This window comes from Pseudomonas sp. (assembly GCF_030690725.1).
Taxonomy (GTDB): Bacteria; Pseudomonadota; Gammaproteobacteria; order Pseudomonadales; family Pseudomonadaceae; genus Aquipseudomonas.
The window spans coordinates 49,894-70,407 of sequence record NZ_JAUYGD010000053.1; the positions used below are offsets into that span (position 1 = coordinate 49,894).

Annotated in this window: 16 protein-coding genes; 8 read left to right on the plus strand and 8 right to left on the minus strand. The window is 61.0% G+C overall.

Annotated elements, in window-relative coordinates:
- Window positions 1-10 precede the first annotated feature (10 nt).
- The 7 genes from Q8O69_RS12840 to Q8O69_RS12870 form a co-directional block, all read right to left on the minus strand.
- Window positions 11-1,405: an alginate export family protein gene (locus Q8O69_RS12840; protein WP_305592691.1), complete on the minus strand. Its 1,395-nt coding sequence runs from the start codon at window positions 1,403-1,405 to the stop codon at window positions 11-13.
- Window positions 1,402-2,820 (minus strand): sel1 repeat family protein, encoded by a 1,419-nt coding sequence (locus Q8O69_RS12845; protein WP_305592693.1) that lies wholly within the window; start codon window positions 2,818-2,820, stop codon window positions 1,402-1,404. The genes Q8O69_RS12840 and Q8O69_RS12845 overlap by 4 nt, the downstream gene beginning before the upstream one ends.
- A 65-nt stretch (window positions 2,821-2,885) precedes the next feature.
- Window positions 2,886-4,031 carry a PilZ domain-containing protein gene (locus Q8O69_RS12850; RefSeq protein WP_305592695.1) on the minus strand — a complete coding sequence of 382 codons (1,146 nt, stop codon included), beginning with the start codon at window positions 4,029-4,031 and terminating at the stop codon, window positions 2,886-2,888.
- A gap of 17 nt (window positions 4,032-4,048) precedes the next feature.
- The gene (locus Q8O69_RS12855) at window positions 4,049-5,581 is read right to left on the minus strand and encodes a glycosyltransferase (protein ID WP_305592697.1); all 1,533 of its coding nucleotides are present in this window, start codon (window positions 5,579-5,581) and stop codon (window positions 4,049-4,051) included.
- Window positions 5,582-5,656: 75 nt separating this feature from the next.
- Window positions 5,657-7,084 carry a mannose-1-phosphate guanylyltransferase/mannose-6-phosphate isomerase gene (locus tag Q8O69_RS12860; protein WP_305592699.1) on the minus strand — a complete coding sequence of 476 codons (1,428 nt, stop codon included), beginning with the start codon at window positions 7,082-7,084 and terminating at the stop codon, window positions 5,657-5,659.
- Between the two features lie 117 nt (window positions 7,085-7,201).
- Window positions 7,202-8,512, minus strand: a complete 1,311-nt coding sequence (locus tag Q8O69_RS12865; RefSeq protein WP_305592700.1) for a nucleotide sugar dehydrogenase — start codon at window positions 8,510-8,512, stop codon at window positions 7,202-7,204.
- 488 nt (window positions 8,513-9,000) lie between these two features.
- A complete protein-coding gene (locus Q8O69_RS12870; protein WP_305592871.1) occupies window positions 9,001-9,399 on the minus strand; it encodes a YkgJ family cysteine cluster protein in 399 nt (132 codons plus the stop codon).
- 314 nt (window positions 9,400-9,713) lie between these two features.
- Between Q8O69_RS12870 and Q8O69_RS12875 the strand changes: the two genes are divergently transcribed.
- From Q8O69_RS12875 to Q8O69_RS12905, 7 genes are all read left to right on the plus strand, one after another.
- Window positions 9,714-13,292, plus strand: a complete 3,579-nt coding sequence (locus tag Q8O69_RS12875) for a DUF2339 domain-containing protein (RefSeq protein WP_305592702.1) — start codon at window positions 9,714-9,716, stop codon at window positions 13,290-13,292.
- Window positions 13,289-14,659 carry a DUF3999 domain-containing protein gene (locus tag Q8O69_RS12880; protein ID WP_305592704.1) on the plus strand — a complete coding sequence of 457 codons (1,371 nt, stop codon included), beginning with the start codon at window positions 13,289-13,291 and terminating at the stop codon, window positions 14,657-14,659. Before Q8O69_RS12875 ends, Q8O69_RS12880 begins: the two co-directional genes overlap by 4 nt.
- Window positions 14,660-14,853: 194 nt before the next feature.
- Window positions 14,854-16,497 carry a histidine kinase N-terminal 7TM domain-containing protein gene (locus tag Q8O69_RS12885; protein ID WP_305592705.1) on the plus strand — a complete coding sequence of 548 codons (1,644 nt, stop codon included), beginning with the start codon at window positions 14,854-14,856 and terminating at the stop codon, window positions 16,495-16,497.
- Between the two features lie 92 nt (window positions 16,498-16,589).
- A complete protein-coding gene (locus tag Q8O69_RS12890) occupies window positions 16,590-17,597 on the plus strand; it encodes a class 1 fructose-bisphosphatase (RefSeq protein WP_275962205.1) in 1,008 nt (335 codons plus the stop codon).
- Window positions 17,598-17,600: 3 nt separating this feature from the next.
- Window positions 17,601-18,218: a DUF924 family protein gene (locus tag Q8O69_RS12895; protein ID WP_305592707.1), complete on the plus strand. Its 618-nt coding sequence runs from the start codon at window positions 17,601-17,603 to the stop codon at window positions 18,216-18,218.
- Window positions 18,219-18,286: 68 nt separating this feature from the next.
- Complete coding sequence (gene bamE / locus Q8O69_RS12900; RefSeq protein WP_305592709.1) at window positions 18,287-18,541, plus strand: outer membrane protein assembly factor BamE; 255 nt, start codon at window positions 18,287-18,289, stop codon at window positions 18,539-18,541.
- A complete protein-coding gene (locus tag Q8O69_RS12905) occupies window positions 18,541-19,104 on the plus strand; it encodes a lipocalin family protein (RefSeq protein ID WP_305592711.1) in 564 nt (187 codons plus the stop codon). The genes bamE and Q8O69_RS12905 overlap by 1 nt, the downstream gene beginning before the upstream one ends.
- Window positions 19,105-19,111: 7 nt before the next feature.
- Here the strand turns inward: Q8O69_RS12905 and Q8O69_RS12910 are convergent, their stop codons facing one another.
- Window positions 19,112-19,402: a DUF2141 domain-containing protein gene (locus tag Q8O69_RS12910; protein WP_305592713.1), complete on the minus strand. Its 291-nt coding sequence runs from the start codon at window positions 19,400-19,402 to the stop codon at window positions 19,112-19,114.
- Between the two features lie 376 nt (window positions 19,403-19,778).
- Here Q8O69_RS12910 and Q8O69_RS12915 point away from each other — a divergent pair, with 376 nt between their 5' ends.
- Window positions 19,779-20,507, plus strand: a complete 729-nt coding sequence (locus Q8O69_RS12915; RefSeq protein ID WP_305592715.1) for a dialkylrecorsinol condensing enzyme — start codon at window positions 19,779-19,781, stop codon at window positions 20,505-20,507.
- Window positions 20,508-20,514 lie beyond the last annotated feature (7 nt).

Genomic DNA, 20,514 nt, shown 5'->3' on the forward strand with positions numbered 1-20,514 from the left:
CTTCTCTCGGTCAGTAACTCAGGGTGATGCCCAGGGTCAGCTGGTAGTCGTCACCGATCTCCAGCGCACTGCCGGCCCGGAAGTAACTCAGGCTGGTCAGGGTGTTGAGTTGCACGCGCTTGCCGTCATAGGCCAGCGGAAACATGCGCCAGTAGTGGTTGATGTCCAGGGCTTGGCCCAGATGGGATGAGCGCCCACCGGGGGCTTCACCTTCGGTGCTGGTGACGCGTAGCGGCAACTGGGCGGTGCTGTTGCGCAGGCGTAGGTCGCTCAGGCGCACATCCAGCGCAGTACGATCAGTAGGCTGGGTTTCCAGCGCCACACCATAGAACGCCAGGTTGCTCAGGTTGACCCCGACCAGGTTGCTGACCAGGCGGCTGCTGTAGCTGAGCGGATCGTTGCGCCGATCGGATTGAATGCGATTGAGGTTGAAACCATCGTTGCCGCTGTCATCCGGGCGGTCAGTTATGCCTGCCGTGAGGGCAATCCGCGGGGTCCACGGCAGAGTGTCAAAGCGTTTGCCGATGTCAGCCACTACTGCCCAGCCTGTCTTGTCGCCGCTCGTGCGCAGACCATTGCTTTGCGTGGTTTCCAGGTCGCCGTCGAGAGCGGCAACTTCCAGGTGGTAGTCGCTGATCAGGGAGGTCAGCTGGCGTGTGTCGCCGCGCAGGAATACGCCATAGCGCAGGCCGTCGAAGTCCTGGCGATCAGCCCGTGAGCTGCCCGAGTAATCGTCTTCGTGCAGTAGGCGAGCGCCTAGCCAATGGTCGGCATGCCAGCGCCAGGCGTACTCGGCCATCAGATAACGAATCTTCTTGTCGCGCGGATCGAGTCGGTTGTCGTCCGAGTTGTAGTAATAGAATTTTTCGCCAACCGCGACAAAACCACTGGCGAAAGTGTCGTTGTAGTCCAGGCGCAGGGCTTCCAGGCTGTCGTCCCACCAGATGCCAAAACGATCACTGAAGCGCTGGCGGCCGAAGGTCAGAGAGAAGCGCGGGTCGTCGCCCAACAGGTTACGCCGCACATAGAACTCGCGGGCTTCAGCATAGGCGTGGCGCCGACTCGACTGGCTGTCGCTGTTGCCCTCGGTGTCCTGCAGTGCATTCGGGTCGGTGTCGTAGTTCAGCCACAAACGGCCGAACGCTTCCCACTTCGCCCAGCGTTGCTCGGGTGAGTACCAGCGGTAGGACGGCTCGTAACGCAGGCTGAAGAAGCTGCGGCGATCTTCGCCCAGGCGTGTTTCGTCAGGGCCGTAGCCACTGCGCAGGAATAGTTTGTGGGTCACCAGCGAGGTAACGGGCTCCAACTCCGGCGTGGGGGCGGCGGTTTCTTCGGCATGCAGCGCGGCCAGCGGTATGCAGGCCAGCACCAGTGTCATGGGGCTGAAGGTGATGTTGAGTCTCACAGTGCTGATTCCTCAATAAGGCGATTGCCGTCGGCAGTGGCTACATCACGTTGCTGTGGGGTGATGCGCGTCTGCAGGGCCAGCATCAGGTCTGTGGCGCGTTGGTCGCCCAGTTCGTGGGCGGCATAGGCGAAGGTGTAGGCCTTGGCGTTATCGCGGCAGATGGCACGGCCGTAGGTGTACAGCCTGGCGATGCGTAGTAGGGCGTTGGCGGAGCCTTTCTGTGCCTCTTGCATGTACAGCGCCAGGGCGCGGTCCTGGTCGGGCTCGTCCAGCCCGCCCTGGCTGTACAGGTCACCTTCGAGGAGCACGGCTTCTTCGTAGTGCTCGGCCTGCAGTTCGGCAATCAGGCGTTGGCTCAACAGTGGGTCGAGCGTGCGCCAGAGCACCAGGTGAAAACTGGCGCGCAAGGCTTTTATGCGCTGCGGGGTGATCGGTTGCTCTCGCTCGGCCATGCTCAGGGTCAGGTTTTCACCTTGGCGTTGTTCGAGGCGCTGGATCAGGGCCTCGACCGGCTCTGGGCCATAGCGGTCCGGGGCGGTCATCAGGAAGCCGGCTTTACTCAGCATGGCCGGGCCGAAGTCGCGCGCAATGGCATTGTCCAGCCACTGCAGGACTTCACGGTCGAGTTGTTCGACCAGGCTGGCGTGTGCCTGCGCCTTGAGGTCGCGAGCTTTTACTTCCTCGGGCGTATCCGCACGGTTCTGCGGGCGACTGTTGTTGTAGGCACTGATTTCGGCGTTGCGCACGTTGGTCAGTTGCTGGCCAATGCGGTGCACCAGATCAACCGGCAGTGCCTGCATGCGTGGGCTCAATTCGGTGGCGAAGACGCGAAAGCGCGAATTGCGTTCTTCACCGAGGAACTCGTAGTAGCGATACACCGCCCGTGTATCGCTTTCAACGGCGAGCTTGAACCATTTCTCGGCATCCGCTCGATCACCGATATGCACCGCTGCAACAGCGCGATACAGCGGGGCGTGGCAGTACAGCAGGCAGGCGCGGTCATAGAGTTCGATCAGCCGTGCAACCTCAGCTGGTTGAAACAGCTCCGGGTAGACCAGGAACACCTCGAGGCGCGTATCGACAGCAATAAAGTCACGACCTGTGGCGAAGCGCTCGAGCGCTTGGCGAATATAGGTTCGGTTGGCCTCGCGCAAGCGCGGCTTGTAGTCCACCAGGCGTGCCAGTGGGATCAGCGCGCCGATATCACCGCGACCGTCGGCAAATGCCAGCTTGAACAAAGTGATGGCCTGCATGGCATTGCCCGGGCTACGCCCGGCCAGCACTTCGCCAAGCAAGCGCGTGGCACCCAGGTCGCCACGTTCTGCCAGATGGCGCAGGTCTTCTTCGACCTGCGCCTGGCCGTCCTGAAACAGCGCATAGCGAACTTGCTCAAGGCTACGTGCTGCTTGCACGCCGCCACTCAGTGACAGCGTCAGGGCGGCGGTGCAAATGAGGGATCTGACCTGCATGGGCAACCTCAGAATGTCCAGCGCAGGGGCAGGCCGAGCCCGAAGTCGACGGCCGCAGGTAGCTGATAGGCGCTGAGTGGCAGCTCGCTTTCCGGCTTGATGGTCAGTTCGACCATCTGGTTGACCTCGTCCAGGCGGCTGGCCACGATTTCCCCGGCGATGGTGTCGTGGCTGCCCAGTACGCGTAGCTCAACCGAGTGCACGCGCTCCAGCTTGTCCATTTTCTCGAAGGGCACGCTGGCCTTGATATGCAGCGGCTGATCCTGCGGTAGCAGATGCATCAGCGGGTCCTGTTTGTAGGCAAAGCCATCCAGACGCGGCTTGGGGAAATACAGGGTGCAGTCGCACGGGCTGGCAATCACGGTTTCCACCGTGACGCGGCCGAGCAGCGCCGCCATATCTGGCGCACTCAGGTCTGCCAGTGCAGCAACATCGGCCGGGCTGGTCAGGCTGCTGGCCAATTGGGTGGATACGCTGGCCAACGGCTGGCCGCTGGTAACGCTGGTTTGCTCGGCGTTGATCAGGTACTTGAGATTGCCGTTCTCCGGCATGCTCACGATGTAAGCATTGGCACTGACCACGGCCTGCGCTGCAGGCATATGGAAGAACAGCAGATAGCTCTTGTAGAGAATTAGGCTGACAGCCGCCAGCCCCGCACTGAGGAACAGCAGGGTGCCCAATGCCGCTTTCACCCGGTCGCCAGGTGTGCGTGCGCTGGCATGCTTGGTCTTGCGTTCTTTGATGTAGTTTTCACGCTGCATCACGTTGAACAGGCCGTTGATGTCGGCAATCTCGCCGGACATATAGGCCGAAATGATGTAGCGCAGAATGTCGCGCTTCTGCCGATCCAGCTCGACGAACTCGGCGCCGACTTCCTGGCCACGCTGGGAAACGATTTTCACCTTGGTGTCGATGTTCAGGTCGATCTTGTTCAACTTCAGTCGGATCGACGCAGTGAACAGGCTGCCGAGCTTCATTGGCTGCTCGATCAACAGGCCCAGGCCGCCTAGGGAAATATCCTGTATTTCGCATTCCAAACCCTTCAGGCCATTGCCTTCGAGGGTGATGCGGGCCGGTATTTTGGTGCGCACGAACTGACGTTCATCAATCGCTTCGTGAACAACATTTGCAGGTAAGACAGTGGTGCTACTCATAGCATTCGCGCCTTTACTTAAGGTTGCGTGAGATCTAGCAGGACCGAAATGACCCCGAAGAAAATGGCGATGGAGGACAGCAGCATCGCCTTCGAAGTCCATCGGTTAAGGGCTGCATCGAAACTGACGCTGCCATTGCTGAGTGTGGTTTTTTGCCGGGTCCAGCTCTGCCGGTCCATGTGGAACATGGTGTAAACCTTCATCACCGAGCCGACGATCTGGTTGTAATACAGAACGAACGGGTAAATCGGGTCCACCGGGTGCTTGCTGAAGAAGAACAGCAGGGTCACCAGGGTGCGTGACAGCAACACCCAGAACAGGTACAGCAGCAGGTACTGGATGCCGAACAGCAGGCCGGCCACGACTGATGCGCTCAAGCCCATCAGGCAGGTCCACATGGACACCCGCTGGTCGTAGAGCACGTACATGGTGAACAGGCCCAGGCGTTCAATACCCAGTAATTTGGTGATGCGAAAATTCTGCCGCAGCGAGTTGCCATACCAGCGGTACATCAGTTGGCGGGTCGCGCGCAGGAAGCTGCTGTCTGGTGGATGTTCGACCGTCAGGGTGTGGCTGTCGGGTACGTAAAAGGTGTCCCAGCCCGAGCGCATCAGGCTAAACCAGGAAGACTTATCGTCGCCGGTAAGGAATTGGAAGCGCCCCAGGCGCCAGTGATCGAGAAAGTCGGCCTCTACATCTTTGATGAACTCGGGGTCGGTCATCACACTGGCGCGGAAGAATGACAGGCGCCCAGTCATGGTCAGTACGCGTTTGGATAGCGCCATCGAGCACATGTTGATGTGCCGCTGGACGAAACGCATGGTGTGCCACTCCTGCATCAGCTTGCTGCCTTCCACCTCGCAGAATTCATTGGTAGTAAGGCCGCCGACGCTGGGCAGGTAGGCGAACATGGTCACTGCGCGCTCCACGCAGCCGGGCAGCATCATGGTGTCGCCGTCGACCACGCCGACGACTGCGTTTTCCAGTGGCATCTGCCGCGACAGAGCGCGAAAGGCATGGGCCAGACCGTCGCGTTTACCGGTGCCGCGGGCGCGAACGATGATCAGTTTGATGTCATCACGCCCGCGCACTTCCTGACGCATGATGTCCTTGATGAAGTTCTCATCACCTTTCTCCACGATCGAGGCGATGATCGTGCAGGGCACGGGCAGGCGCTGAACTTCCTGAAATACCGACTGATAGACCTTGTAGGTGGTATGAGTCGGAATGCGGAAGCTGGTGACGACCATGAACATATGCTCGGGCAACGCTGCCGCGCCCATGCGCTCCACTGCTTTGCGCATGCGCGGGAAGCGCCAGTGCAGGAAGTACATACCGCGCGTGTAGTGAATCGCCGCATTGCCGTAGCGCCACATGCCCAGGGCGCCGATCAGAAAGATAAATTTCTGATGCGACGGGTCCAGGTAGCTCGGGTCGATCATTTCGGAGGCGAGTGCGATCAATGCGATCAGGCAGGCCCAGCCGCACAGCTTGCCGAACGCTGGCGAAGTCTCGATCCACTTCAGTGCCCCTACAAAAAACCTAAGCATGCGTCATGCTTCCTCCATTGAAGCCGTTCTCTACCGCGAGGCGTTGAGCCATGCGGCCCCGGAACCGGGCCTTGATTAGTTGACCGTGGTGTCTGTACGGCCGTAGACGTCTTCGAAGCGCTCGATGTCGTCCTCACCTAGGTAGCTGCCCGACTGCACCTCGATGATTTCCAGAGGAATCTTGCCGGGGTTAGACAGGCGATGAATGGCGGCGATGGGGATGTAGGTCGACTGGTTTTCCCAGAGCAGGAATGACTTCTCGTCGCAGGTCACCCGCGCCGTTCCCGATACCACAATCCAGTGCTCGGCCCGGTGGTGATGCTTCTGCAGCGACAGGCTGGCGCCCGGTTTGACGACGATGCGTTTGACCTGAAAACGATTGCCGCTGTCGATGGAGTCATAGCTGCCCCACGGGCGATAGACCTGGCAATGATCCTGCGCTTCCGTACGGCCCTGGGCAGTCAGGGTGTTGACCAACTGTTTGACGTCCTGCACGCGGTCCTTGTGCGCAACCATTACGGCATCCTTGGTTTCCACCACCACCACGTCATCCAGGCCGACCAGGGTTACCAGCTTGCTCTGGCTATGCACCAGGCAGTTGTGGCTGTCATGCATCACCACGTCGCCGGCGTGACTGTTGCCGTTGCTGTCCTTGTCCTGAACGTCCCACAGCGCCGACCAGGAGCCGACATCGTTCCAGCCAGCGGCGAGCGGCACCACGCAGGCACGATCAGTTTTTTCCATCACGGCGTAGTCGATGGAATTATCCGGACAGCATTCAAAAGAGCCCGGGTCGATACGGATGAACTCCAGGTCAGCCTTGCTGCGACTCAGGGCCAGTTGGCAGGTGTCATAGATGTCGGGGTCGTGGCGTTGCAGTTCTTCCAGATAACGGCTGCAGCGGAACAAGAACATGCCGCTGTTCCAGAAGTAGTCGCCCTGTGCGACAAACGCGCTGGCGGTGGCCAGATCGGGTTTTTCGACAAACTGCTCAACCTGCAAAACACCGGCAGACAACCCGGCTTTTGCGCCGCCGGTCTTGATGTAGCCATAGCCTGTTTCTGCGCGCTCAGCCGGCACGCCAAACAGCACCATCTCGCCTTGCTCCGCCGCTTTACGGGCCACGCCGAGCGCCGTATGGAAAACCTGCAGGTCGTCGATCACATGGTCAGCCGGCAAAACCAGCAGCAACTCGTCGCGACCTTCGGCGAGCAGGTGCATCGCGGCAATCGCCACGGCTGGCGCAGTATTGCGACCGAAAGGTTCGAGCAGGATGCTTTGTGCCTTGCAATCGATGGCAGCGAGCTGCTCGCTGACAATAAAACGATGTTCTTCATTGCACACCACAATGGGTTTGCCCATGCCCTCAAGCGCCAGGCGCTTGAGGGTTTGCTGGAACATCGTGGCGCTACCGGTGAGGGCTAGGAACTGCTTTGGGTACAGCTTGCGCGAGAGCGGCCAGAGCCGAGATCCGCTACCGCCGGATAAAATCAGAGGAATCATGTTGTCACTCCTTGTAAACATCGATTCAGATCGTGTCGGCAGTAGCATTGGCAATGCGCCGCAGTCGAGCTGGCGGCACCTATAGCGGTGCCGCCTTTACTGTTGTTGATTGTTGGTTTACCAGCAGATGCCTTCCTTGGTCGCGCTGGTGGTGTGTTCCATAAAGCCGACCAGGTCGAGGATCTGTTTATCCTCACCGACGTTCTGCAGCACTTGCGCGAAGCGTGCATCGCCGTTGCCGATGATCAGCACGTCAGATGCCGATACCACCTCATCAAGCTCTTTGCACAGCAGCGAGGAAACGTGAGGGATCTTCGACTCGATGTATTCCTTGTTCGCCCCGAAAACCCGCGCGTATTCGACGTTGCTGTCGAAAATCCGCAGCTCGTAACCCTTGCCGATCAGCATCTCGGCCAGTTCAACCAGCGGGCTTTCGCGCAGGTCATCGGTGCCGGCCTTGAAGCTCAGGCCGAGCAGGCCGATCTTGCGTTTGTCATAGCTGGCGACCATGTCGTAGGCGCGCTGCACCTGGGCACGGTTGCTCGGCATGATGGATGCCAGCAGCGGGTGCTCGACATCCATCTGCCCTGCACGGTAGGTCAGGGCGCGGACGTCCTTGGGCAGGCAGGAGCCGCCAAATGCGTAGCCTGGGCGCAGGTAGTAGCGCGACAGGTTGAGCTTGTGGTCCTGACACACCACATCCATCACTTCACGGCCATCGACGCCGCATGCCTTGGCGATGTTGCCGATCTCGTTGGCGAAGCTGACCTTGGTCGCATGCCAGACGTTGCAGGTGTACTTGATCATTTCCGCGACTTCGATCGATTTGCGGATGATCGGTGCATCCAGCTCGCTGTAGAGCTCTTGCAGCAGGTCACCGGACTGCTCGTCCAGTTCACCGATAACGGTCATGGCCGGGAAGTCGTAGTCCTTGATTGCCGTGCTTTCGCGGAGAAATTCTGGGTTGGTGGCGACGCCAAAGTCGATGCCAGCCTTCTTGCCGGAGGCGGCTTCGATCAGGGGAATCACTACGTTGTTGACGGTGCCTGGCAGAACGGTGCTGCGTACCACCACGGTGTGGCGGTCCTGCTTGTCGCGCAGCGCTTCACCGATCTGCTTGCACACGGATTCCATATAGCCGAGGTCGAGATCGCCGTTGCGCTTGCTTGGTGTGCCTACGGCAATAAAGGACAGTTCACTTGCCAGAACCGCTGCGCCTACGTCGGTCGTCCCGCGCAGCAGGCCGGAATTGACGCCGGCTTCGAGCAGCTCGGCAAGGCCGGGTTCAACGATGGGGGATTTGCCTTGATTGATCAGGTCAATCTTCGGTTGTGATACATCGACCCCGATGACTTCATGTCCGCGCGCTGACAAACAGCCGGCACAGACAGCGCCTACGTAGCCCAATCCGAAAATACTGATTCTCATAGATCCCTCTCTCAATTAGTGAACAGTCGGCTTAACGCGATGCCAACTTCCATATTCATTAGTACGCCGGGAACATTTCTTAATCGTGACTAACTGCGATTAAGAAGTGGCGGCAGCTGAATTGGCGCGGATACTAAGTTGGCTGTTTTTGCTCTTCAAGCAAAACATGAACCAATTTGTGATTATTTTTTATTTGCTAGTTGTGTTGTTATTTTTATCTTTAAAAACAATAACTTATAGTTTGATATTTTTCAGGCGCCAAAAAGTAGTTATCAATAAGAGTGTTATAAATATGGCGCCATAAAAATAGCGCCATTTATGCACGGTTATATATCGCGGTAGGGTTTGTTTGCGCGGAAGTTGTGCATTTTCGCACTTTGTTGCACTGCGCAGAGGTGGGAGGCGGTTAAGCGGGGGGTAGTGGATGAGGCGTGCGGGACTTGGGCGTCAACAGTTGCTGTCGCCCGGATGCAAAGAGGAGGGGGGGGTTAGTTCTTCGGCTTGTACGCGCAATAGCCTGGGCGGGGGCCGATCTTCGGGTGGTTGCGGCAGGTATCCGGACGCTTTTCGTAGATGGTGCACAGGCGGGTTTTGCGGTCGAGGTAGTAGCAGTCGTTGTTGCTCATGCGGGTCAGGGTGAAGATGCCCGACTTCTGGTGGAAGCGTTCGACGATGCCGTCTTTCTGTAGGCGCTTGGCGATGTTCTTCAGCGGCTCGCTGCGTTCGAATTCATCGACTACGCCGATGCGGATCAGGTCGTTCAGTCGTGCTTCGACCGGCAACGTGCAGCAGCTGGACATGCAGCTGTGGCACATATCAGCGGTGTATTTGGCCCAGGTTTCCAGGCGATCAAGTTCGGCGGCGGCAATCAGGTTGTTTTTCATCAGCGCAGGCATGCATCAGTTGTGCGGCGCGCGATGATAGCGGCCTTGCGGCGTTTGTGAATGACTATCTGCCGGCTGGTCATGGTTTGTGCGGTTGTGGCCGGGGCAATTCTTTATGTCTACCGTCCATGGCAGACACCCTTCGGGCCGTTGCTGCGCAACGTTAAAAATGGCTCCTGCCATTTTTTGCTGTGCTGTGATGCGTGCGGCATTCGTCTCTCTGGGTATGCACCGGTCGGGCTCCTATACTGCTGCGCAGTTTGCGCCGCTGGCCGGGCAACAGGATGTTCGGGTTTAGCTGAATAGGAACGCGCTGCATGCAATGGATTTTCATGCTGGTGGGGTTGGTGCTCGGTGCCTTGGCGGATGAGACGCTGACGGCTTCGCTGCTGGGTGCATTACTGGGCCTGGGCCTTGGTCAGGCGCTCAAGCTGCATGGGCTGGAACGCGAGAATGCCGCGCTAACGGCGCAGCTCAAGGCCTTTTCTCAGCGTTTCGAGCAGGGTACTGCGGCGCTGTATGAGCGTTTGCTTAAGTTGGAGCAGGGCGCCACGCCAGCCCCCGAGGCGCCACCGCTCAGCACTGTTGCCGAACCCGAGCCTGAGCCGATTGCCTCTGCCCAGGCGGCCGAACCCGAACTGGACTGGACCCTAGACTTTGTCCTGCCTGAGCCCGCTCCCGAGCCTGTCGTAGCCAGGCAGGCTACGCCTCAACCCGCAGACGCTGCGCCGATCAAGCCGCCCGCTAAGCCATGGAAACCTGCCGAACCGCGTCAGCCAACTCTGCTTGAACGGGGCTTTACTGCGGCCAAGGACTGGTTGCTGGGCGGTAATACGGTGCTACGCGTAGGTGTGGTGCTGCTGTTTCTCGGTCTGGCCTTCCTGCTGCGTTACGCCACCGAAGGCGTGGTGGTGCCAGTGGAGTTGCGCTATGCCAGCGTTGCCGCCAGCGCCGTGGCGCTGTTGGCTCTAGGCTGGTGGTTGCGCCTGCGTAACCCCAACTATGCGCTGATGCTGCAGGGTACTGGGATCGCGGTGCTGTACCTGACGGTGTTTGCCGCCATGCGCCTGCATCCGTTGCTGGACCCCGGCGTGGCGCTGGGCCTGCTGGTGCTGGTGACGGTGTTTTCGGCGATTCTGGCGGTCAAGCAGAATGCCCTGGGCCTTGCGGCTGCAGCGGCTCTGGGCGGTTTCGCTGCGCCGATTCTAACGTCTACCGGCAGCGGCAATCATGTGGCGCTGTTCAGCTACTTCGCCCTGCTCAATGCTGGGATCTTTGCCATCGCCTGGTTCAAGGCCTGGCGCCTGCTCAACCTGATCGGCTTTGTCGGCACCTTCGGCATCGGTTTCGCTTGGGGCATCCGCTCCTATACGCCGGAACTGCTGTGGAGCACCGAGCCGTTTCTGATTCTGTTCTTCCTGATGTATGTGGCCATCGGTCTGCTGTTTGCCCGGCGCAAGCTGCGCGAGGCTCTGGACGCGCCCGAGGATCGCGATGCGCTGCTGCGCTGGGCGGCGCGCAAGGGCGACTACATAGATGCCACCGTGCTGTTCGGTCCGCCGCTGGTGGGCTTTGGTCTGCAGTTCGCCCTGGTGCAGCATATCGAGTTTGCTGCGGCCTTTAGCGCCCTGGCGTTGGGATTGTTCTACCTAGTATTGGCACGGCTGCTGGTCGGTCGCACCGGTGACCGCGCTGTGTTGCTGGTGGAGACCTGCCTGGCGCTGGGTGTGGTGTTCGGCAGCCTGGCGATTCCCTTGGGTCTGGATGCGCGCTGGACCTCGGCCGCCTGGGCGGTGGAAGGCGCGGGTATTTTCTGGCTCGGCCTGCGTCAGCAACGCAGCCTGGCCCGGGCGTTTGCCCTGTTGCTGCAGTTTGGCGCAGCGCTGGCGTTTGCCATCGGCTTGCGCGGCGGTGAGTTGGCTCTGCTGGACGGCGCGCCGCTGGGCGCGTTGATGCTCGGGGTGGCCTTGCTGTTCAGCTACTGGCAGTTGCGCCAGGACACGGAGCACGCCAGCAGCTGGGAAGTGCGCGGGCTGCCGCTGCTGGCCTGCGCCGGACTGGCCTTCCTTTATCTGATTGCACCACTGCTGTTTGCCGCACAGGGCACGGCGATCAGCTGGGCCCTGGCCGGTCTACTGACCCTGTGGCTGGGCCTGCGCATACAGGCGCGGAGTTTCCTGTTCAGCGCCTTTGCCGTGCAGTTGCTTGGTGGTCTGGTGTTTATGCTGGACATGGCCGGTAATGCATCCAGCGGTATGGGCGGCTTCTCTGCCGGTTGGCAGGGCTTGTTGACCTCGTCCTTGATCGGCTTCGGCCTGATCGCCGGCATGCTGCTGGCCGCCCGTGATCCGCAGGTCGGCGCTGATCGCCGTCTGCTGCGCGGCCTGTCCGTGGTGCTGCTGGTGGGGCTGGTGTTTCTCAATCTGGCGGTGCTGTTCGTTCTGCCCTGGGCTACGGCCAGCGCGGTATGGGGCGGCAGCGGCCTGTTGATTATCTGGCTCAGCCTGCATCTGCAGCAGCGCGCCAGTTTTGTCTTCGGCCTGTTGTTGCAGGTGCTGGCGGGGCTGGTGTTCCTTGCGGTCAGCCCGCTGCTATTCGGCCAGCTGTCGGCCGAGGGGCTACGGCCGCTGGCCCATATGGATTTCTGGACGCCGCTGGTACTTGGCGTCGCCGCCCTGGTCGGCGCCTGGCGTTTGCAACAGCTGGCGCGTCGCGAGGCGCCCAGCGCCCTGGGTAATTTCAGTTTGCTTGGCTTGGCGCAGATGCTGCTGGTGTGGGGTGCGGCCTGGTGGGCGTTGGCACTGAGCAGTGAAGTGCTGCGATTTGTCGCCGCTGAATGGCAGAGTAGCGCCTTGCTCGCGCTGTTGGCGGCTAGCGTCGCCCTGGCGGCATTCCTTGCGCCGCGCACACGCTGGGCCGAACTGGCGCTACTGTGTTGCCTGCTGACGCCGCTGGCCGGCGTGGTGCTGCTGCATGCCTGGCACCTGCACTATCACCCGGCAGCGCAGTTTGGCTGGCTGTCCTGGACGCTGCTGTTCGCCGTGCACTTCTGGGCGCTACGGCGTTTGGCTGTACAGCTGCCGGCGGGGGCGCTGAGCGCGGCCCATGTGCTCGGCTGCTGGTTGCTGCTGGGCGTGCTGGCGCTGGAGTTGCGCTACCTGCTGCTGGCGCTTTCAGAGCATTACAACGCCTGGCGCTGGCTGGGCTGGGCGCTGCTGCCGAGTGCCTATCTGTGGCTGATGGCGTTGCCTCGTCGCTGGCCTTGGCCGCTGGCGGCCTATCCGCGGGAATACCGTTTGCTGGCGGCGGCGCCGCTGGCGCTGCTGATGCTCGGCTGGTTCTGGCTGGCCAACGTCGCCAGCGCCGGGGATGCCGAACCGCTGGCCTATCTGCCGTTGCTCAATCCGCTGGAGCTGGGTTTGCTGTTTGCCCTTGGCGCAGTGTTCGCCTGGGCGCGCATGGGCTTGGCTGAGCTGGGCGTGACAAACGTGCGCAGCCAGTGGCTGACTCAGGCCGTGGCGGGGGCTTCGCTGTTCGTCCTGTTGACTGCCATGGTCATGCGCAGCGCCCATCACTGGGGGGGCGTGCCTTATCAGCTGGATGCGCTGCTCGATTCGATGCTGGTGCAGGCCGGCTTGTCGATTGTCTGGACGCTGATCGCTCTACCGCTGATGGTCCTCGGCAACCGCCGTGGTCGGCGCGAGCTGTGGCTGATCGGTGCGGCGTTGATCGCGCTGGTGGTGGCCAAGCTGTTCTTCGTCGAACTGGGTAATCGCGGTGGCCTGGAGCGCATCGTGTCGTTTATTGGTGTGGGTGTGTTGCTGTTGGTGGTGGGCTATTTCGCCCCCTTGCCGGCACGCAAGGCGGATGCGGATCAGCCGCAGGAGCAAGCATGATCAGTCGTTTTATCCCTGGCGCATGCTGCGCTGCGTTTCTCGGCCTGCTGTGCAGCGCGTCAGTCCTGGCACAGGAGCAGCCGGGCGACTATGCGGTGCAATTACCGCTGAGTCTTAGTGGCGACGGCCCCTGGTATCGCCTGGATGTGCCGATGGCGGTGCATTTTGCCGCGCGCTATGGCGATTTGCGTGATCTGCGGGTGTTTAACGCCGAAGGTCAGGCCCTGGCTTATGCCCTGGTGGCAGGGCAGGGCGAGTCGCGCGACAGCCAGCAGGAGCAGGCGGTGAAGTGGTTTCCGCTGTACGCCGAGCAGGGCGACAGCAGTGCTACGCCGAGCCTGCGGGTACAGCGCAGTACCAGCGGCACGCTGATCGAGCTGCTCGATGAGGCGGGCTCCTCAGCCAAACCAGCCTTGCTGCGTGGTTGGCTGCTGGATGCCAGCGCACTGCAAGAGCCGTTGGTGCATCTGCAACTGGACTGGAGCGGCGGCCAGGATGGTTTTCAGCGTTTTAGCATCGAAGCCAGTGATGACCTGCAAGCCTGGCAGCCCTGGGGCAGCGGCCAATTAGCGCGTCTGTCGTTTGATGGTGAGCGTGTCGAACAGCGCCAGGTCGAGCTGCCGGGGCGCAAGGCGCGCTACCTGCGCCTGCTCTGGCAAAGCCCACAGCAAGCGCCGCAGCTGACGGCGGCCAGCTTGCGCAGCCAACGCAGTGACAGCATGCCGGCGCCGCTGGTGTGGTCGCAGCCGCTGGCGGCGACGCGCAGTCCGGATGGCCAGTATCAGTGGCAATTGCCCCTGGCCTTGCCGCTTGAGCGCCTGCACGTCGAGCTCAGTCAAGCCAATAGCCTGGCGCCGATCCGTGTCAGCGGTCGCAGCGAAGCCAAGGGCGCCTGGCAATCGCTGGCGCAGGGTCTGCTTTATAGGCTGCCGGAAAATGGCGTGGAAATCCGTCAGGACGAATTGCCGTTGCCGGGTTGGGCGATGCAGCAGCTGCGTCTGCAGGTGGATGAGCGCGGCGGCGGCCTGGGCGTCGAGCCGCCGCAGATCAAAGTCGCGGTGCGCGCGACCCAGCTGGTGTTTCTCCAACGCGGCAGTCCGCCCTATCGGCTGGCACTGGGGCGGGCAGGTGCAAAATCGGCCGCCTTGCCGTTGACTACGCTGATTCCTGGCTATCAGCCGCAGCGCCTGCAGCAACTGGGCACAGCCGAAGCGCAGTTGCAGGCGGAGAACCTGGCGCAGCAAGAACAGGCCGCAGCTGCTGAGAGCGACTGGAAACGCTGGGGCTTGTGGCTGGTGCTGCTACTCGGGGTAGGCTTATTGGCACTGATGGCGGTCAGCCTGTTACGCCGGCCGAGTGCTGAATAGAGCCCGCTAACAGAAATAAAGCCCAGCTGCCTAACGAATTTTGCAGTATGGTTGGCATCTTCAATTGATTGGCGTTTGAGGTCAGGAAGGCCCTTGCGTATTTCTACTGCGACCCGTCTTCGGGTGATTTACGTGCGTTTGCCAGGCTCGATTGGCAAACGCGCCGAGCCGTTTTCCTTGGCAGTGCCCTACCGATGAATGCCTGCGGTAATTCCGGCTGGGCGCTCAGTGGGCAGGTTCTTCTGACTTCTGTGGTCTGCATCGGTGTGCTGCTGTTGGCCCGCTGGGTTACGCAGCAACGTTATTTCCCAGGGCGCGAAAGCTTTATCGTGCTGCACCTGGCGAGCCTCTGGTGGCTGATCGCCGCGAGCCTGGAAATGGCCGCGCAAGGCCCGCAGTGCAAGGTGTTCTGGGCCACCATGGCCTGGCCGGGGATTCTTGTGGTGCCCACCTTCTGGGCAATCTTCCTCTGGCAATACGTCAACAGCGTGCGCCAATCGCTGCCACTGCGCAGTACCCTGGGTTTGGCCGTGGTGCCGGTGCTGATCTGGCTGATGGCCCTGAGCAATCCCTGGCATGGTCTGTTCTACGGCGCAGGTACCGCGCCGCTCAGTGATGAGCCGGGCGCGCCGATTCGTTATCAGCATGGGCCGCTGTTCTACGCCGCCGCCGCTTATGTCTACCTGTTTATGACCTTCTGCATGGGCGTGGTGCTGCGTGCGGCGATCGTCAGCTATGGCGTGCATCGACGTCATTACCTGGCTTTTGTCTTCGTTACGGCAGTGCCCTGGATCGCCAATATCAGCTATGTGGTGTTCGGCTGGATGCTCTTCGGCTTCGACCCGACGCCCTTCAGTTTCGCCTTTACCTTGGTGGCCTTTGCCTGGCTGATTGTCGGTGTGCGGTTATTCGACCTGCTGCCTGTGGCTCGCCACCTGCTGCTGGATGCCCTGCTCGATCCGGTGCTGGTGGTCGATGCGCAGTTGCGGGTGATCGAGGCGAACCCGGCCGCATTGAAACTGGCTGGACTGCGCAGTGGCTGGCAGGGCCGGCAGCTGGCCGACTGGCCGATCCTTGGTGCGGATTTGCAGCAGTTACTGAGCCAGCAGACGCAGGGCGAGCATGATCGGCTGCTGACCCTGGCCAACTCGGCGCGGTATTTCGAAGTGCGTATCCGCGCCATCGAGCGGGTGACCCATCGCGGCACCCTGGTGCTGGGGCAGATGCTCTACCTGCGTGATGTCACCCAGCGCCACCTTAGCGAACTGAAGCTGGCCGAAGCCCTGGCCCTTAGCGAAGAGCGTCTGCGCACTATCACCAATCTGCATGAGCAGCTGCAGGAGCAGGCGCTGTGTGACCCGCTGACCGGGTTGTACAACCGGCGTTATCTGGATGAGTTCTTTACCCGCGAGTTGGCCGTGGCGCAGCGCGAACGCACGCCGATTTCCCTGGCGCTGATCGATCTGGATCATTTCAAGCAGCTCAACGACGAGCATGGCCACCTGGAAGGCGACGATGTGCTCAAGGGCGTGGCCCAGCACCTGCTGGAGAACCTGCGCAGCTCGGATGCGGTATTCCGTATCGGTGGCGAAGAGTTCCTGCTGATCCTGCCGCGCGCCGATGCCCATGAAGCCCGCGCGCGTCTGGAAACCATCTGCCGCGATTTAGCCGCACATCCCCTGCCGACCCGTGGCGGCGCACGCTATGTAACCCTGTCCGCGGGCCTGGCGCTGTGGCCCGAGCAGGGCCTGGTGCTCGATGAGTTGCTGCAGGTGGCCGATGCCGCCCTGTATCAGGCTAAGCATGCAGGGCGTAATAGGGTTTGTAGCCTGGCCTGATGGCCCGGCCGCTCCTTCCATCCAGTGCTAAAGCGCTTTCCCCGCTAAAGGGGTAAACTGCGCGCGATTTTTCTTCCTTCCCGGAGCCATCCATGTCCCGCGTTACCCTCAGCCGCTACCTGATCGAGCAGACCCGCTGCAACCACACCCCGGCCGATCTGCGTTTCCTTATCGAAGTGGTCGCACGGGCCTGTAAGGAGATCAGCCATCAGGTATCCAAGGGTGCACTGGGCGGCGTGCTGGGCAGCATGGGCACCGAGAACGTGCAGGGCGAGGTGCAGAAGAAGCTCGACGTGATTTCCAACGAAATCCTGTTGGAAGCCAACGAGTGGGGCGGTCACCTGGCCGGTATGGCGTCCGAAGAAATGGACAATGCCTACCAGATTCCCGGCAAGTACCCGAAAGGTGCCTACCTGCTGGTTTTCGACCCGCTGGACGGCTCCAGCAACATCGATGTCAACGTCTCGGTCGGCACCATCTTCTCGGTACTGCGTTGCCCGGACCGCAATGGCGATGAAGGCGATCTGGGTGAGGAAGCCTTCCTGCAGCCGGGCACCGAGCAGGTGGCTGCCGGTTATGCAATCTACGGCCCGCAGACCATGCTGCTGCTGACCCTGGGTGATGGCGTTAAAGGCTTCACCCTGGACCGCGAGTTGGGCAGCTTCGTGCTGACCCACGACAACATCAAGGTGCCGGAGTCGACCAAGGAATTCGCCATCAACATGTCCAACCAGCGTCACTGGGAGGCGCCGGTACAGCGCTATGTCAGCGAGTTGCTGGCGGGCGAAGAAGGCCCGCTGGGCAAGAACTACAACATGCGCTGGATCGCCTCGATGGTGGCCGATGTGCATCGCATCCTCACCCGTGGTGGCGTGTTTATGTACCCGCGCGACAGCCGCGAGCCAGAGAAGCCGGGCAAGCTGCGCTTGATGTACGAAGCCAACCCGATGTCGATGATCATCGAGCAGGCTGGCGGCGTGGCCACCAACGGCACTCAGCGCATTCTCGATATTCAGCCGACTTCCCTGCACCAGCGTGTCGCGGTCTTCCTCGGTTCCAAGGAAGAAGTGCTGCGCATCAGCGCCTATCACCGCGAGTAAGCGATGAACGCGCCCTGGCAGCCGTTGCTTGACTGGTGGTTCGGTGCGGCCGGCTGCGGCCCTGGCGTGACGGCTGCTGAGGTGGCTGCCAGTCGTACCGCGTTGTGGTTCGGCAAGCAGGACCGCCAGGATGATCAGGCGCGCGAGCAGTTTGGCGCGCTGGTCGAGCAGGCTCTGGCCAGTGGGTTGCAAGACTGGCAAGGCGAGCCTGAAGGCTGGCTGGCGACCCTGCTGTTGCTTGATCAGCTGCCGCGGATGATCTTTCGCGATACCCCGCGCGCTTTTGCCGGCGACCCGCTGGCTCGACCTTTGGCCCTGCACGGGCTGGCCCAGGGCTGGGATCAGCAGCTGCGCCCGATCCAACGGGTGTTTGCCTATCTGGTGCTGGAGCATGCCGAAGACCTGACGCTGCAGAATCAGGCCGTGCAGCTGTTTCAGGCATTGCTTGAGCAGGCTGCAAGCGCCGAGCGCGAGCTGTTTGCCGGCTATCTGGACTATGCCGAGCGCCATCAGCGAGTAATCGCGCGCTTTGCTCGCTTCCCCCATCGCAATCAGATACTCGGCCGCACTTCCAGTGCCGAGGAATCTGCCTTTCTGCTGGAACCTGGCTCGCGCTTCTAGCATCCAAGCAGGCAAGCTCGGCATTGCTATGCCAAGCTGGTCTTGGTTCTTTTCTCAGGAGTTTCCCCATGTCTCTGCGTGTCGTCGCTCTACTCGCCGGTTGCCTGCTGCTGGCCGCCTGCAACAAGATCAATCAGGACAATTACACCCAGCTCAAGGCGGGTATGAGCAAGGATGAGGTCGAGAGCCTGCTGGGCAAGCCAGGCGAATGCGCCGGCGCGCTGGGCATGTCCAGCTGCACCTGGGGCGATGAACAGCGCTTTATCAGCGTTCAGTACGCCGGCGACAAGGTCATGATGTTTTCCGGCAAGGGTTTGAAGTGATGCGCCTGCTGGCGGCGTTGGCCGCAGCGGCTCTGCTGGTGGGCTGCGCCAATTCCGGTACGGGCGTGGTGCCGCCGAAGACTGTCGAGCAGGTCGATCTAAAGCGTTATCAAGGCCTCTGGTACGAACAGGCGCGTTTGCCGATGTTCTTCCAGCGCAATTGCGCGCAGTCCGAGGCGCTTTATGAGCTGCAGGAAGGCGGCACTATCGGCGTGACCAATCGCTGCCGCACCTACGATGGCGATATGCAGCAGGTGCAGGGCCAGGCCGTGGCGCAGGTGCCGGGCGAGACTAATAAACTCTGGGTGCGTTTCGACAACTGGGCCAGCAGCCTGCTGCCGGGGCTGACCAAGGGCGAGTACTGGGTGCTCTATCTGGATGATGGTTACCAGGCCGCGCTGGTTGGGCATCCCAATCGCAAGTATCTCTGGCTGCTGACCCGTGATCAGGACCCCAGCGCGAAACACCTTGCGACGCTACTTGAAGAAGCGCGTAGCCGTGGTTATGACACCCGTGAGCTGATCTGGCGACGCACGGCTGCTGAGATGGCCCTGCAGCGTTAAGCAGCGCTTATTTCTTGGCTTTCGGGCTCTGCAGGCGGATGTGCAGTTGAGTGTCCGCCGTGCCGTGCTCGAACAGGCTGTCAATCGGTGTGGGCTTGCCATTGAGCAGCGGTGGGTTGGCGGAAAAGCCCACCGGTTCCAGCGGGATGCCGCGCCGGCCATGGTCGAGCTGGCCGTTGCCGTTGCTGTCCTGGTACAGCTGAATGGCATAACGCCCAGGCGGCAGGTCGACTAGGCGCAGCTGGCCGTCGCCACTCTGCTGCAGGCGCAGTGGCTGTTCCGGCCAACGTTGCAGCATGCCGCTCACCAGCGCCGCATGTACGGTTGCCGTGGCTTGTATGCCATCTACTGTGACCAGGATGTCACCGGCTCGGGCATATGAGCCGACCAGTAGCAGCAAAAGGCCAGTCTGATAGCCTGCCTTCTTTACGGTTTGAAGAATTCTCTGTGGCATAATCCGGGCATTTCGCAGGAAGTGGCTGGCGATGCGTCAGGTCTTGATCGTTCATTTTTCACAAACCGGCCAGCTAGACAGGTTGGCGCAATCGGTATGCGAGCCGTTACAGCAATGCAGCGATATTCAGTTGGATTACCTCCAGCTGCAACCCGCGCAACCTTACCCCTTTCCCTGGCCGTTTCTCGAGTTTTTCCGGATTTTTCCGGAAACCGTGCTGATGCGCCCGCAGCCTCTGTTGCCGTTGGCGGTGGATGCGAGCAAGCGTTATGACCTGGTGATTCTTGCCTATCAGGTGTGGTTTCTTTCGCCGTCGCAGCCGATGACTGCTTTCCTTGCTTCGCCTGAGGCCGCGCACTTGCTCAAGGGCACGCCGGTGGTAACCCTGATCGGCTGCCGCAATATGTGGCTGATGGCCCAGGAGAAGGTCAAGAGCCGCCTTACTGAACTGGGCGCGCGGCTGGTGGACAATATCGCTCTGACTGACGCCTGCGGCACTGCGGCGAGTTTTCTGGCGACGCCCTTGTGGCTGTTTACCGGGCGGCAGAAATCCTACAGCTGGGTGCCGCGCGCCGGTATTGATGAGGCTGAAATTGTCGCCGCCAGCCGCTTTGGCGTGGCCATGGCGCAACGCTTGACGGCCGACAGTCTGCCGATTGAGCAGCCGATGCTCAGCGGCCTGGGGGCGGTGAAGATTGATGAAAAGCTGATCGCCAGTGAGAAGGTCGGCAATCGCAGCTTTCAGCTCTGGAGCCGCTTGCTGGCCGCTTTAGGCCCGCAACATAGCCGTCGCCGCGGTGCCGGGCTGGTGGTTTATATCCTGTTTCTGTTGTGCCTGATCGTCACCGTAGTGCCGCTCAGTGCCTTGCTTAAAAAGTTGTTGGCGCCGCTGTTAAAAGAGCGCACCCAGCGTGAGAAGGCGTACTTTGCCGGCCCGTCTGGCGAGTGAAGTGACC